Origin of the sequence: Methanoregula sp. (genome assembly GCA_041645435.1) — an archaeon.
Lineage (GTDB): Archaea > Halobacteriota > Methanomicrobia > Methanomicrobiales > Methanospirillaceae > Methanoregula.
Window position 1 is genome coordinate 192,696 of record JBAZQB010000004.1, and the last position, 13,564, is coordinate 206,259.

The 13,564-nt window shown below is 56.7% G+C and carries 13 protein-coding genes; 4 read left to right on the forward strand and 9 right to left on the reverse strand.

Annotated elements, in window-relative coordinates:
• The first annotated feature begins 129 nt into the window (after positions 1-129).
• Positions 130-2,238, forward strand: coding sequence for a heavy metal translocating P-type ATPase (locus WC593_09875; protein ID MFA4825446.1), 2,109 nt, complete (start codon positions 130-132; stop codon positions 2,236-2,238).
• Positions 2,239-2,347: 109 nt separating this feature from the next.
• On the opposite strand, the gene WC593_09880 is transcribed toward WC593_09875, so the two are convergent.
• The 3 genes from WC593_09880 to WC593_09890 all read right to left on the reverse strand — a co-directional run bounded on the left by WC593_09880 (position 2,348) and on the right by WC593_09890 (position 3,663).
• Complete coding sequence (locus WC593_09880) at positions 2,348-2,500, reverse strand: hypothetical protein (GenBank protein ID MFA4825447.1); 153 nt, start codon at positions 2,498-2,500, stop codon at positions 2,348-2,350.
• A 104-nt stretch (positions 2,501-2,604) separates the two neighbouring features.
• Positions 2,605-2,925 carry a DUF2933 domain-containing protein gene (locus WC593_09885; protein MFA4825448.1) on the reverse strand — a complete coding sequence of 107 codons (321 nt, stop codon included), beginning with the start codon at positions 2,923-2,925 and terminating at the stop codon, positions 2,605-2,607.
• A 174-nt stretch (positions 2,926-3,099) separates the two neighbouring features.
• Positions 3,100-3,663 carry a hypothetical protein gene (locus WC593_09890; protein ID MFA4825449.1) on the reverse strand — a complete coding sequence of 188 codons (564 nt, stop codon included), beginning with the start codon at positions 3,661-3,663 and terminating at the stop codon, positions 3,100-3,102.
• A 446-nt stretch (positions 3,664-4,109) separates the two neighbouring features.
• On the opposite strand from WC593_09890, the gene WC593_09895 reads away from it, so the two are divergent.
• The 3 genes from WC593_09895 (at position 4,110) to WC593_09905 (ending at position 7,498) form a co-directional block, all read left to right on the forward strand.
• Complete coding sequence (locus tag WC593_09895) at positions 4,110-5,003, forward strand: DUF5667 domain-containing protein (protein MFA4825450.1); 894 nt, start codon at positions 4,110-4,112, stop codon at positions 5,001-5,003.
• 98 nt (positions 5,004-5,101) lie between these two features.
• Complete coding sequence (locus WC593_09900; GenBank protein MFA4825451.1) at positions 5,102-6,067, forward strand: transcriptional regulator; 966 nt, start codon at positions 5,102-5,104, stop codon at positions 6,065-6,067.
• 222 nt (positions 6,068-6,289) lie between these two features.
• Positions 6,290-7,498, forward strand: coding sequence for an aminotransferase class I/II-fold pyridoxal phosphate-dependent enzyme (locus WC593_09905; GenBank protein MFA4825452.1), 1,209 nt, complete (start codon positions 6,290-6,292; stop codon positions 7,496-7,498).
• A gap of 254 nt (positions 7,499-7,752) precedes the next feature.
• Here WC593_09905 and comE read toward each other — a convergent pair whose 3' ends face one another.
• The 6 genes from comE to WC593_09935 are packed head-to-tail and all read right to left on the reverse strand — an operon-like array spanning position 7,753 to position 13,502.
• Positions 7,753-8,877, reverse strand: a complete 1,125-nt coding sequence (comE, locus tag WC593_09910; protein ID MFA4825453.1) for a sulfopyruvate decarboxylase subunit beta — start codon at positions 8,875-8,877, stop codon at positions 7,753-7,755.
• Positions 8,870-10,138: a cysteate synthase gene (locus tag WC593_09915; protein ID MFA4825454.1), complete on the reverse strand. Its 1,269-nt coding sequence runs from the start codon at positions 10,136-10,138 to the stop codon at positions 8,870-8,872. The genes comE and WC593_09915 overlap by 8 nt, the downstream gene beginning before the upstream one ends.
• Entirely contained in the window at positions 10,135-11,382 is a 1,248-nt protein-coding gene (locus WC593_09920; GenBank protein MFA4825455.1) for a methanogenesis marker 16 metalloprotein, read from the reverse strand. Before WC593_09920 ends, WC593_09915 begins: the two co-directional genes overlap by 4 nt.
• A gap of 9 nt (positions 11,383-11,391) precedes the next feature.
• Positions 11,392-12,012, reverse strand: coding sequence for a (Fe-S)-binding protein (locus tag WC593_09925; protein ID MFA4825456.1), 621 nt, complete (start codon positions 12,010-12,012; stop codon positions 11,392-11,394).
• Between the two features lie 3 nt (positions 12,013-12,015).
• Entirely contained in the window at positions 12,016-12,723 is a 708-nt protein-coding gene (locus tag WC593_09930; protein MFA4825457.1) for a GTP-binding protein, read from the reverse strand.
• The gene (locus tag WC593_09935) at positions 12,720-13,502 is read right to left on the reverse strand and encodes an ATP-binding cassette domain-containing protein (GenBank protein MFA4825458.1); all 783 of its coding nucleotides are present in this window, start codon (positions 13,500-13,502) and stop codon (positions 12,720-12,722) included. Before WC593_09935 ends, WC593_09930 begins: the two co-directional genes overlap by 4 nt.
• Positions 13,503-13,564: the final 62 nt, after the last annotated feature.

Consider the following 13,564-nt stretch of genomic DNA (forward strand, 5'->3'; position numbering starts at 1 on the left):
AAATGACCGGAAATTCGCCGATATCCAACAGATTATGTAGATGGACGTTGCATGGCTCATCATCGATTCCTGTAAGGGAACTCAAACGATGGGAAAGATCCGATGAAAAAAACCAGCAGGATGTGAACCATGGCAAAAGACCCGGTCTGTGGCATGGAAGTGGACGAAGAGACCTCGATAAAACGGGTGATCGGCGGCAGGACGTATTATTTCTGCATGGAAAGTTGTGCACTGGCCTTTGAGGACCCGGAAAAAGAGCTCAAGAGTATGAAGACCCGGGTTGCCGTTGCCGTGTCGGCAGTTGCGGTGCTTGCCCTGCTCCGTGTTGTGGCAACGCTTTCTCTCGCCGCTGGGGCCACGCTCGTCACTTGGGCACCGATCCCTGAGCTCCCGTACTTCACGTGGGGATACTGGCTCTTCCTGCTGACCACCCCGGTCCAGATCATCGGTGGCTGGGGCTTTTACAAGGGAGCGTATTCGGCGCTCAAGTCCCACCGGGCGAACATGGATGTCCTCATCGCAATAGGCACGACCACCGCGTATCTCTTCAGCGTATTTGTCCTGTTCTTCCCTACGGTGCTCCCGGTCAAGACCAACGACGTATACTTCGAAGTCGCAGCCGTCATTATCGCATTCGTCCTGCTGGGGAAATTCATGGAAGACTACATGCGGCAGAGCACGTCTGCGGCAGTCCGGGCCCTCATGGATCTCCGGCCCGGCACGGCACGCGTGATCCGGAAAGGTGTTGAGGAGGAGATTCCGGCCGAGATGCTCATGGTGGATGAGATCGTCGTCGTCCGGCCTGGGGAAAAGATACCGACCGATGGTGTGGTGATTGAAGGGCAGTCCGCAGTGGACGAAAAGATGATCACCGGCGAAAGCATCCCGATAGAGAAGAAACCCGGCGACCCGGTGATCGGGGCAACGATGAACAAGATGGGGATGCTGAAGTTCAGGACCACCAAGGTCGGGCACGATACAACCCTGATGCAGATCGTCCACATGGTGGAGGAGGCACAGGCATCCAGTGCTCCGATCCAGCGGCTCGCGGACCAGGTAGCAGAGTATTTTGTCCCGGTGGTGATCGCAGTCGCGATTCTTACCTTCTTTACCTGGGCGGTAATCCTCGGGAACTTTACCGCAGGACTGCTCGCATTCGTCGCGGTCCTTATCATCTCCTGCCCGTGTGCGCTCGGGATTGCCACGCCAACAGCCCTCATGGTCGGCGTGGGAAAAGGTGCAGAGGCCGGCATCCTGATCCGGGGCGGGGAATACCTTGAGCGGGCGGAGAAACTCACCACCGTGGTATTTGACAAGACCGGCACGCTGACAAAAGGCGAACCTTCGGTCACCGATATCATCGCGGAGAACCCCAACGAAGTACTGCGGTTTGCTGCCATTGCCGAGCAGGGCTCAGAACACCCGCTTGGTGAAGCGATCGTGCGGGGAGCAAAGGAGCGCGGCCTCGAAGTCACCAGTGCCGAATCCTTCGAAGCGGTACCGGGTCACGGGATCAAAGTGACTGTCGGGGGAAAGACTGTTCTTGTCGGCAACCGCAGGCTGATAGAAGTAAACAGCATCTCTGTCGCACAGTACGAGCAGCAGATCCAGGCACTCGAAGTACAGGGCAAGACCGCAATGCTTGTGGCCGTGAACGGTACCATCAGCGGGATCATCGCGGTCGCCGATACGTTAAAGGAGAATGCTGTTGAGGCCGTGAAGGAACTCAAGGCCATTGGCGTAGAGACAATCATGCTGACCGGGGATAACGAGCGGACTGCCCATGCCATTGCCGCACAGGTAGGCATCGAAAAAGTGATCGCAAATGTCCTGCCCGGTGAGAAAGCCGATGTGATCAAAAAACTGCAGGCAGAGAAGAAGGTGGTCGCCATGGTCGGGGATGGGATCAACGATGCACCAGCGCTTGCCCAGTCCGATATCGGGATTGCACTCGGCAGCGGGTCGGACGTGGCAAAAGAGACCGGCGGGATTGTGCTGATTCGGGACGACCTCCGCGATGTGGTAAAGGGTATCAAGCTCTCGAAGGCGACCATGCGTAAGATCAAACAGAATCTATTCTGGGCGCTTGCCTACAACACGCTCGCGATCCCGGTCGCAGCAGTCGGGCTCCTGAACCCGATCATTGCAGCAGCGGCAATGGCGTTATCATCACTGACCGTTGTCGGGAATGCTGCGTTGCTGAAACGTTATAAGTTTGAGGAAGAGAAAAAAGCGTAATTTTTTATTGGCGAAAATCAGGGACGGGCGGACTGCAGACTGCATCGTGTGTCTCATTCAGCTTTGCCGAGTTCGCAACCGATCCACGACCGGTTTTTCTTGATGCAGATTACCGGTATAACAGGAAAAAATAGACACCTGCAATGATACAGATCATCAGCAGTCCCCAGATAATCGAAGAGGTCAGTCCGCTCACCAGCAAAATGCCGATACTCAAAAGAATTGTCCCTATGGTAAGGACACGTTCATTTTTTACCGTCACAATATTTCACCGTCCCCTTTTCCCTTGTCCAATGATTATCAGTAGTACCGCTATTTGATCATATCCGCCCGGATAAGGGATTTTATCTCTCCTCTCCTCCATTATCAGTGACAACTACCATCTTTCTTTTTATTGTCCTCGTCGTCTCCGGTTCCCGTTCCGGCTTCCTTACCAGATTCCTTTTGTTGCTCTTCCCCATGCGATCCTCCGCAGCTTCCCCCACTCCGTCCCCCGTGACTGCCGTGTCCCATGCCGCACATGACAAGGTGCAATCCGATGAAAATCACAAGGAAGATGATCGTTGAATATGCTGCAAGATGTGCCTTATGTTCAATGATAAAGTATGCTGCAATTACTATCAGTAATCCAATCAGGATGTATCCGTAGATGCCAAGCCTCCTGAACCATGCACCTATGCCGCTCATGTCTCCACCGCAGCAACCCATTATAACCAACCCTCCCGGATTATCTCATTGTTTTTCATGCTGTTTTATCTCCTTGTGCAATGTAATTGCAGATGTATGCGAGTGCCCGTGGTTTTATGTTCCTGCTTCATCGTATCATATCTCCCATTCCGCCAGAAAATCTCCCCGTAAAAATTATAGGGCGATTTTATCTTTCTGGAGTTGTTTTACGAGCCAGATGATCAGGAGTATTCCGGCAATCAGCCAGACCACGAAGAACAGGACTACCAGAATCACTCCGAGTGACATGAACCCGGTGTTCATCATGCCGGCCGCACCGGTTGTTCCATACCCTCCCATCATGCCCTGGTAGCCACTCCCGCCCAGCCCGGTGCCGCCCATCATCCGGGTCATCATCATGTTCGAGGCGCCGGGATACTTGTTCATGATATCGATCATGCGGCCCTGGTCCGTTGCACTGAGACTGCCGGCCATCATCTTCGTAACGAGCCCCTGCATCTCATCGTGCATGGGACCCCCCATCGCATTGATCTCGACAGACTCCATCATCTGTACACCCCCGGCACCCATCATTCCCGGCCAATACCCGGAAGTCCCATTTCCCGCTGCAAGTTGTCGGCAATTGTCCATCATATCATTGTCGACTGCTGCAACCATCCCAACAATTCCAAGGCAGATGAGGGCCATCAGGATACTCACAACAATAGCCCGTTGCATTAAACCGCCGTTCTGTTTCATGTTAATACCCCTTTGCTCCGGCCGTTTTCCGTACCAACTGATGTAATGTGCCGGGATTTGCCAAAGTAATCGTTACTATGCTGAGGTCTATATAAAGGTATTCTCGCAAACTCATCTCTGCATTATTCGACCGGGAGATCCTCCCCTCTCCAAAATTCGAGAGGGGGACCCCCCACCCCCCCATACCAACTGCGGCACAGACCCCTGCCCATCACAGCGCGGAACGCCCCACAACCCCCCAGTACACAAAAAAATCCCGCCAAATCACCCAGATCCTTTTCCCCCAGAACCAGCCCCCGATTGCAAAACAAAACCGTCCGGAACAATCCCGGAACAAATCATGACTGCACGGACGGACAGGAAACTCTCGGATTTTCACGACCCTTATGCCCCTGCACATGCAACATAGATGCAAACGGCAAGCGCCGGATTTGGAGAAAACGAACATGAAAACCAGCAAGATAGTATTCACGGGTCTTCTCGTGCTCGGCCTGCTCTGCCTCAACGGCATTGCAGCAGCACAGGATGACACATCGGCAACCAATGTTTCAGATACTGTACTGGCCGATGACATCCAGCCCTATGACGGGCCGATCGGTGCAGGCAGCCCCCTGTACGGATTAAAGATCACCCTGGAGGACCTTGATGAATCCTTCACCTCAAACCAGAGCGAACGGGTGGACAAGCAGGTAGGCCACGCACGGCTCCGCATTGCAGAAGTGCGCCGGGCGCTCGAACTGAACCAGTCCGATTCAGTCCGGCAGGCCCTCGATCTCTACTGGCAGAAGATGAACCTCACCCAGTCCACCATCGCCCCGTTCGGGTCCAATGCCACCGGGCTCCTCCATGCACAGGAACAGATAGCAAAACACCAGTTCGTACTGGAAAACCTCCTGTTCAGCCACCCGAACAACACGGGTCTCCAGCGGGCGTACAGCAACAGCCTCCAGCTGCAGGAGAAGTTTGCAGAAAAGACTGCGGTAAAGTTCGGCCGTACTACTGACAAGAACAATAAGACCATACTCAGGGCAATCGGGCTCGAGCAGAAAGAGATGGAGCGTAACGGGAAACCGACCATGACCACGCAGCCAAACGAAACCCACACCCAGCCATCGGTGACAGACAAACAGGAACAGCAGACTGAACAGGAAAAGAACCAGAACAAGAAACCGGTATCGGACACTATCGCACCAGCCACAACCCAGCCGACCCAGACCGTAACCGTGACCAGGGAGCAGCAGGGCCACCAATCCGATGATAAGCAGGCCGGCAACAGTGGTAATAACGGCAACAGCGGCAATGCGGATACCAAGGGAAAAGGCAATTCCCCGAACAAGTAATACGATACAGGAAGGAAAACGGAGCATGACCCGGCATCCACCGGGTTATGCATTTTTTAATACCCGGATGTGATAGTATTCCTCAGGCACGTGGCCCCATGAGATCGGTAACCGAAAAGCGCCTTCTTTTACTGGCAATACTGCTGGTGTGCGTTTTACCGGCAGGCACCGTAGCAGCCCCGGTCCCTTCATACACCACAACATACACGATCACGGTCCAGGAAGACGGCTCTGCCCTCTGGCAGCTGGAGTACCGCACGCTCCTTGCATCCGATGACGACCTGCTGGCGTTCGATAACTATACCCGCGACCTGCCGACCGTCTACCTGCCGCAGGTAAGGGACCTGATGCAGCATTCCGCAGTCCAGGCCTCGGTCGCCGCCTCCCGTCCCATGACCATCAGCAACGTAACCGGCAACGCCCTTGTCCAGAGTTCCCCCACGGGCAGGTACGGGATCGTCATCTATTCGTTCAGCTGGTCGGGATTTGCCAAACCTGACGGCGGCAGTCTCGTGATCGGCGATGCTTTTTCCGGGGGGATGTACCTTGAAAAAGATAATACCCTCATCATCCGGTTCCCCTATGGCTGGACCGTCTCGCGGGTGGAACCGGCGCCCGACCAGCAGCGCGAGGATCTTGTCTGGTATGGTTTGCGATCCTTCAGTCCCGGTGAACCCCGGGTCGTACTCGAAAAACCTGCATTCCCGCTCATCCCGCTGATCGCCGGGATTATTGTCATCGCCGTCTTTGCAGGCTTTATTTTATACCGGGCAACAAAACGCGAGGCCGGGCAGTACATACGTGAAGGCCGGGACGAGCAGGCAGAGCAGGAGGAACCGGCAGCGCCCCTGTCCGCAGCGGATGAGGCCGGCCTTGAAGAGAGGATCACCCGGCTGCTCGAAGCCGGCGGGGGAGAGCAGTACCAGTCGGAGATTGTAAAAACCCTTGATCTGCCCAAATCAACGGTGAGCTCCGCTCTCAACAACCTCCACCGGAAAGGGATCATCCAGAAGGTAAAAAAAGGGCGGGAGAATCTCATCCGGCTCGTGCAGGGCCGGACATAAAATCCCTGCACCCCATACCCCTTACCCGTACCAAATACTTTCATGTACGGCGTGTCCCGGAAACAGCAAATGAAAGAGGCTCTTTGGGGAAACCGATCGCAGGGACCAGGGACACTCCTAATCGCAATATTGGACCACAACGGGCGGGCATGTGCAGATGTTTCAGGCATTGTTTATCGCAAACCTGATACCTTATTTTCCCGGGCGCCAACCGTATAGGGTATGAAGCCTGCAACGCCCGGTACCCCTCCGTCATCACGGAACAATACCATGGCACAGTTTTTTTCCACTCATCCGTCCCGGGCGGATAATTTCTCGGAATCGGTGATCCGGGAGATGACCCGGCTGTCCCTGAAGCATAACGCGATCAACCTTGCGCAGGGTTTTCCGGATTTTCCCTGCCCGGCTGAACTGAAGATTGCGGCATGCAAAGCGGTCAATGAGGACTACAACCAGTACGCGATCACGTGGGGGGCACAAGACCTCCGCGAGGCACTGGCTGCCCGGGTGAAACAATTCAACGGGATGGAGTTTGACCCGCAGGCAGGGATCACGGTCACCTGCGGCTCGACCGAGGCGATGATGGCATCGATGCTCGCCATCATCCAGCCCGGCGATGAGGTGATCGTGCCTGAACCGTTCTACGAGAATTACGGGCCGGACGCACAGATCTCGGGTGCGGTGCCGCGGTATGTCCAGCTTAAGGATGATTTCTCCATCGATGAAGAGGCCTGGAAATCCGCGTTCACTAATAAAACCCGGGCGATCATCCTCAACACTCCCAACAACCCGACCGGCAAAGTTTTTTCCCAACAGGAACTTGCGTTCATTGCGGACCTCTGTATCGACCACAACGTGATCGCAATTACGGATGAGATTTATGAGCATATTCTCTATGATGGCAGGAAACACGTCTCGATCGGGTCGCTGGATGGAATGCACGACCGTACTATCACCATCGGGAGTTTCTCCAAGACCTACAGCGTCACCGGGTGGCGTGTCGGGTACGCACTTGCAGGTAAGGAGATCACGGAACGCCTCCGCAAGATCCATGATTTTTTAACCGTAGGTGCACCCGCCCCGCTCCAGCATGCCTGCGTGGCAGCGCTCCGGCTGCCGGAATCCTATTACCATGAGCTTGCGCAGGAATATGACCGGAAACGGAAGATCCTCTTTGCCGGGCTCAGGAAAGCCGGGTTCGCCTGCAATCTGCCGGAAGGTGCCTACTACATCTTCACCGATATTGCCGGGTTTGGCATGAAAGATACAGAGTTTGCCCGCTATCTCGTGGAAAAGGCCGGGGTTGCGGCGGTACCGGGAAGCTCGTTTTACCACGAGGGGGGAGAGACGAAACTCCGGTTCACCTTCTCGAAAAAGGACGAGACGCTGGTCGAGGCATGCCGGCGGCTGGAAACGCTGGGGATTGGGTAGGTTGTGCGGTAAAAATAAGCTTTGAGTTAACATTGTTTTTTTAGCATCAGACCAAAAATTTTTTGACGGTGGGGACCGTGCCTGTTCCCCCGGATCACTATTGATTTTTGCGATGATAACGTATTACCGGTAACCTTACCCGGGCTATCGCACTGCACCCGTCCCCCAACGGGGGACTGGTGGCGCAAGAGGGAGGTAATAGAGTACGTGAAAAAAGGTTTTCTCCAATGCAGATTTTCTCTAAAACCTCCCATTCACCGGGGATTTTTCAACGCTGCCGAGAACCGGTCTCGGATCTCGTGGGGGGTGAGGGGGATATTCTTTACCGCGGCATTGCCGGGTTTCAGGAGTACATGGACGAAGTTCGGGCCCTTTTTGAGTTCCCCGATAACCGCTGCCAGTTCCGCTTCCGACTGGGCTTTTGCGGTGTACCGGAAACCCGCTGCGATGGCGAGCAGCTCGATGTCCGTGTCCCGGTATGCCGGGGTGAGCTGGTTGCCGGTGCTGCCGAACGCACCATTATCGAGACAGAAGATCGTGAGGTTCTCCGGCTGCCGGGCACCGATAACGGGCAGGATGCCGGTCCCAAGGATACTCCCGTCGCCGTCAATCACCCAGACATCGCGCTCTGAGCCGGCAGCAAGCCCGAGCCCCAGCGGCGAAGCCTGCGTGTAACTGCCGAGCATGTAGAAGTTCAGGGGCCGGTCGCGGGCGGCATAGAGTTCCTTGCCGGGCACCCCGATATTCGAGACAACGGCCTGCTCCTTAAGATGTCGGGCAATGACGCGGATGGCATCGAACCGGGTCATCACCGGTTCCCTGATGATCCGTTCATAGGAGACCACGACCTGCCGTACGCGGGACGGGGGCAGGCACTCCTCACGGCAGGACCCTGTCCCTTCCCATGCTTTGGGGAGCACGAGGGCCACATGGGGTCGCGAATGCACAAATGCGTCCTCAATCACATCGCCGATCTTCCCGAACTCTTCGTTTGTATGGACGATTGTGTAGGGAATCCCGGTCGCGTCAAGGATCTTGGGGATCGCGGCATTGAACGGCACCTGTGCTGGTATCACCTCGTCCTGCACCCCGCGCCAGCTCGCGATGATGGGAAGCGGGAGATCGTAGGTCTTTGTCAGGGACATGATCGCGTTGAGGGAATTGCCCAGCCCCGAACTCTGGATGACCATTGCCGGCCGCTGGCCGGCAAGGGCGAGGCCGGCACAGACACCGATCCCGTCTTCTTCCCTTGTAAGGCAGACATGATCGAAGCGATCGGGCAGCATGAAACAGAGGTCTTTTGCCTTGTCGCACGGGATCGACGCGATACAGTTGATACCGTGCTCTTTCAGGATATCGATAACGAGGTCTTCATACATGGTTTACCATCTCCGCCAGTTCTTTTGCCACCTGCCCTGCCGGAGAGCCGGCCGGGACACAGAATGCCGGGCGTACCGGGACAAGAGCATAATCTTTCCGCACCCGTTCATATCCTCCGCCGGTGATATTCAGGAGCACGGTCCTGCTCTTATCGATAGTGCCGCTCTCACACGCCCGGATGAGCGAGGCTGTGCATACCGCAGCAGCGGGGTCGAGGTCGATTTCTTCAAGTTCCGTAAACAGGGTCCCGGCCGCACGGGCTTTTTCATTGGATACCGCGTACATCCTGCCATCTGTGGCCGCCATGGCATCGAATACCCCGCCGGGTATGGCATAGGGGGGTTCGCGGTTGGTCAGAACGTCCGAATAGACCCGGGATATGGCTGTTTGTGCATCCGGCATATCCGTCTCCGCTGCCAGATCTCTCCGATGGTCATTCCAGGCTGAAACCATCGGGATGAACGGGAGGTTCTGGCTGAGGTGGAGAGACGGGAGCGCTGCGCCGAAACGCCCGTCAGCCCGGAGGCGGACCGCAGCTTCCCACGCAGCAATCCCCCCGGTGCCGCTGCCGATAGCCTGGAAGTAGTAGTCCGGCATGCGGCCGATCGTGACGGCTGCATCGAGCATGACCGTTCCCATACCATCCCGCCGCGCAACATTCCGCGCCCCGCCTTCGTCGATGAAACCGGGGAGGGAGCACACCTCGCGGCTGAAGCGGATGGCATCGGTGTAGTCCCCCCGGACTGCAATCACGCAGGCCTTCTCGGCCGGTATTGTTGTCCAGAGCCGTGAGATGGCCTTCTCGGGTACCACGACCACGACGGGCACCCCGGTCAGGGCAGAGACCTGGAGGAATGCACGAGCGGTATTGCCGGCGGATGCAATGACAAGGGTTTTGGTCGTGTTCTCTTGTACCCGGACCATGGTCGGAAGGGCTTCGAGCTCCTTGAACGAGCAGGTGGAAATTGTCCCTCCCCGCTCCGGCCAGTAGCCGTTGAAACCGATATACAGGTGGGGAAGGTCCAGCTCGCGTGCCAGCGCTTCGCTCTGATAACAGACCGGGCCCGCATCTATCGGAAGCGTGCCGTGAATCGGAAGCCAGCTGCTGAAACGGAAGATGCCGGGAGCCCTGGTTAAATTCAACTGCTTTTCAGCATAATCGGCCCGCAGGAGGGAGGGGTGGCCCCGGGGGCAGGCTGTAGTATAGTGCTCCGGCACCTCCTCGCCGCAGAGGACACAGCGGAGGGTATAGTTACTCACCAGAGGTCCTCCACCTTGCCGGTCAGGCTGAATTTACGGTCAAGGATCAGATCTTTGAGGTGACCGCAGAGACGCAGTGCCCGGGCACGGTCCGACTGGCGGAGCGTGATGGGGACCGTTGTTGTGCCCACGGTTATCGCCCCGAGGTTTCCGGAGAATGCGCCTCCGGGGCATTCACGGGTGCAGGTGCCGCAGTTCACGCAGAGTAAGGGGTCAATTCCTTCCTGGGGCGTGATTGCACCCGTAGGACAGATCTGCGCTGCCGTGCAGGAATCGCACTGCACGCAGGCGCCGGGTGAGAATGCGATGACGGGATCCGTACCGTCCCAGACATCTGCGTAACTGGCAGTGGCAAAGGGAACCCGGTCCCGTACATCGGCAACAGGAAGCGGTATGCGGTCGTTGGTGATGCGGAGGCCGGTAAGGATCTCATCGTCAAGCACAGGGATGGGAATGGCAACCGAGGTGTTGCACTCGGGACCCAACGCGGTCACAAAACCGCCCATCATCTCCGGGATCATAGCATGCATATCCCCGTATGCTGCAATGTTGGGTTTTTCCCGGCTGCTCCGGGTGCCCGGGCCCATGACGTAACCGGTCCCCCCGTTGAGAAGAATCCTTGTCCCGGTACCGATCACGTTCAGGCCCGGATCGTTCTGGAGCGGGTTGATATCCCCGCACCCGCTCACTGAAGCCTCGCGGAAGGGGCCGGTAAGTTCCTTTACAGAAAAGATGGTCCGCACGGGATCAGGCTGGGTATTGACGACGGCAAGGTAATTTTTAAAAGCGCTCCGCGTGGTGATCAGGCGGGCATGGCCCATATCGGCCAGCGTCACAGTGCGGGAGAACCGTTTGTGCGACGATTCCACTACGACTGCCACCTCCTTTCCTGCAACGATGTCGCGGAAGAGGTGTCCCCCGCCATACGTGGCACTTGCCCGGGCAGTCCCGTATACCACGAGATCGACAGACCCGAGCCCCTCGTTCGGGCAAGGCCCCGGTATTGCCGGCACGCCGTTCAGCCAGACCTTTTCCGCGTGGCGGAAGGTGCCGGGGGCAGTTACCGGCAGGTGCAGGACAGCAAGCGTGCCGGACATCACGCCGAATGTCCCGGTAGTCACCACGTCGACATCGGCCGCGGTGACCTTTTCGCCCTCCGCGATGCGGTGTTTCAGTTCCGCAGCAGTACAGACGACAGCATTGCCCTCGGCAATTTTCCTGTTTATCCCGTCGATGGTCTTCATCCCGTACTCCTAGAGGATCCTGATATCCTCAACTCTTACCTGCAGGCCCGTGGATTTCTCGAGCACCATGTTCACAACGCCGGTATGGGCGACCTGCATCATGCAGAACGAGGGGAGGAAGAACTGCCGGAACCCGAACTCCGGGCGTCGTTTCACCACCTCAGCCATCCCCTCGAACCCGATGACATGATATGCCTGCACGTCTTTTCCTCCACCGAGTCGTGCCTCATGAGGTCCGACCGTGTGGCAGGTGAGGACACCGGTCACCGGGTTTGCCTCCAGCACGCGGAGCACATGCTGCACCGGGCAGCCCTGCCCCATAGGCCGGCCGATCACGATATCCCCCGCAACAATATTCCATCGTTCAACCAGATCGGCCCGGAACGGGAGGATGATCTTCCGCGCAGACGGCTCCCCGGCAAGCGGGCCGATAATGAAATCATAAGCCCTCCCGCACACATCGGTTCCTGTACGGGCAGGTGCATCAAGGGCAACGGTTGGCGTGGATGTACCATGAAACGGGCAGTCCGCCGGGGACTTTGTTCCCTTACCTACCATCAGCAGAAAATCCCCGCAACATTTCGCACCGCATGCACCGCAGTCCTTCCCGGGAGGCTGCCAGTTGTCCATAGCCTAGTCACCCCGGAATATATCGTCTGCCCCGTCCAGTTTCCGGACAACCCCGAAATGGTTCTGCCAACCGATCTCCCGTTTACCTACGCAGATGGTGCAGACCCCGAGCGGGGGGATACCCCGAAGCATGATGGTATTTGCATCCCCGATATCGGCAAGCGCATCGATAGACCGCATAAGGTACCGGAGCCCGGTCCCCTGTATCGCGTTTGTCTCGATGATATCGATGGCCGGTGCCACTTCCTTGGTCTTCTCGCGGAACACCTCCTTTTCTGACTGGGAGACAAGGTCCGTTTTTGTGATCACCGCAACATCGGCAAGAGAGATCATGGGCCCCATCTTTAACGGAGAGTTCATACCACTGACTGCTGAGAGGACCACAATCCCGAGGGACTGTGTAACATACGGCGAACAGCGAAGGCAGAGCCCGGCACTTTCAACAATAAAAATATCCGTGCCCAGTCCTTCAGCCCACGCGAGGGCATCTTTCAAGACCATAATTCCCGTGTGATCCGGGCAGAGGTCCCCGGAATAGATCTTGCGGGCGGGGATATGGAACTCGTCCCGGAGTTCTTCGTCTTCAAACGCCCTGACAACATCAATTTTTAAAAAAGCACATTTTTTCCTGTCAATGAAGTGCCGGACGATCTGGCGGGTCACTGCGGTCTTTCCTGCACTCGGGGGTCCTGCAATGATGATAAGTTTCATACCGTAAACCCCTTTTCGGTGAGGAGTTCCCCGGCGCGGATCCGCTCCCGGAACCGGCACAGCGTGAGATCCATGCGGGCTACCATCTCCCGGATATGCATCTCCCGGCCATCCGGCTGGAGTATCTTCTCGACACCGCCGTGGCGCATGACCAGTCGCCGGTCGGATAACAGGGACACAAGCGGGTCGTGGGTGACAAAGATCACCGATTTCTGGTGTTCTTTTAAGACCTCGATCACCTTTTCCCGGAAAATTCCTGCATTTTCCACTTCGTCAAGGAGGATAAGAGGTGCATTACTGATCAGGACCGCGTCGGCCACCATGAGCGAGCGGGTCTGGCCGCCGGAGAGTGCCGTGATCCGGCAGCCTGGCTGTATCTGCTCCCCGGTGAACTGGTTGGCCAGATCGATGGTCCCGGTAACAATTGCCGATCCGCTCATCTTCCGTGCCCGGACATGCATGGCAAGAAACGCCTCTACGGTCATGTCCGCGAGGCACTTGGTATTCTGGGTGATCAGGGCAATGGGTTTTTTTGAGGGGTCACGCACGTACTCTTCGGCTGGGATTTCCCCGTTAACCAGTACCGTTCTTCCGGTCGCGGTATCATTGCAGGCAAATACCTCGATGTCGTTGATGAAGGCGGTTTTTCCCGAACCCGTAGGTCCGACTATGGATATGGTGTCCCCGGGGCGGATCACAATGCGGTCAAACGATTCCGGGTTCCCATGCTTATCATGGCCGGGAAGGATGGTGATCTCGCTGATGGTGCCGGGACTCATAATTACCAGATCGAACCCTGGTAGGATATAAGTTTGCATTATACTCAAAAATTTTTACCATT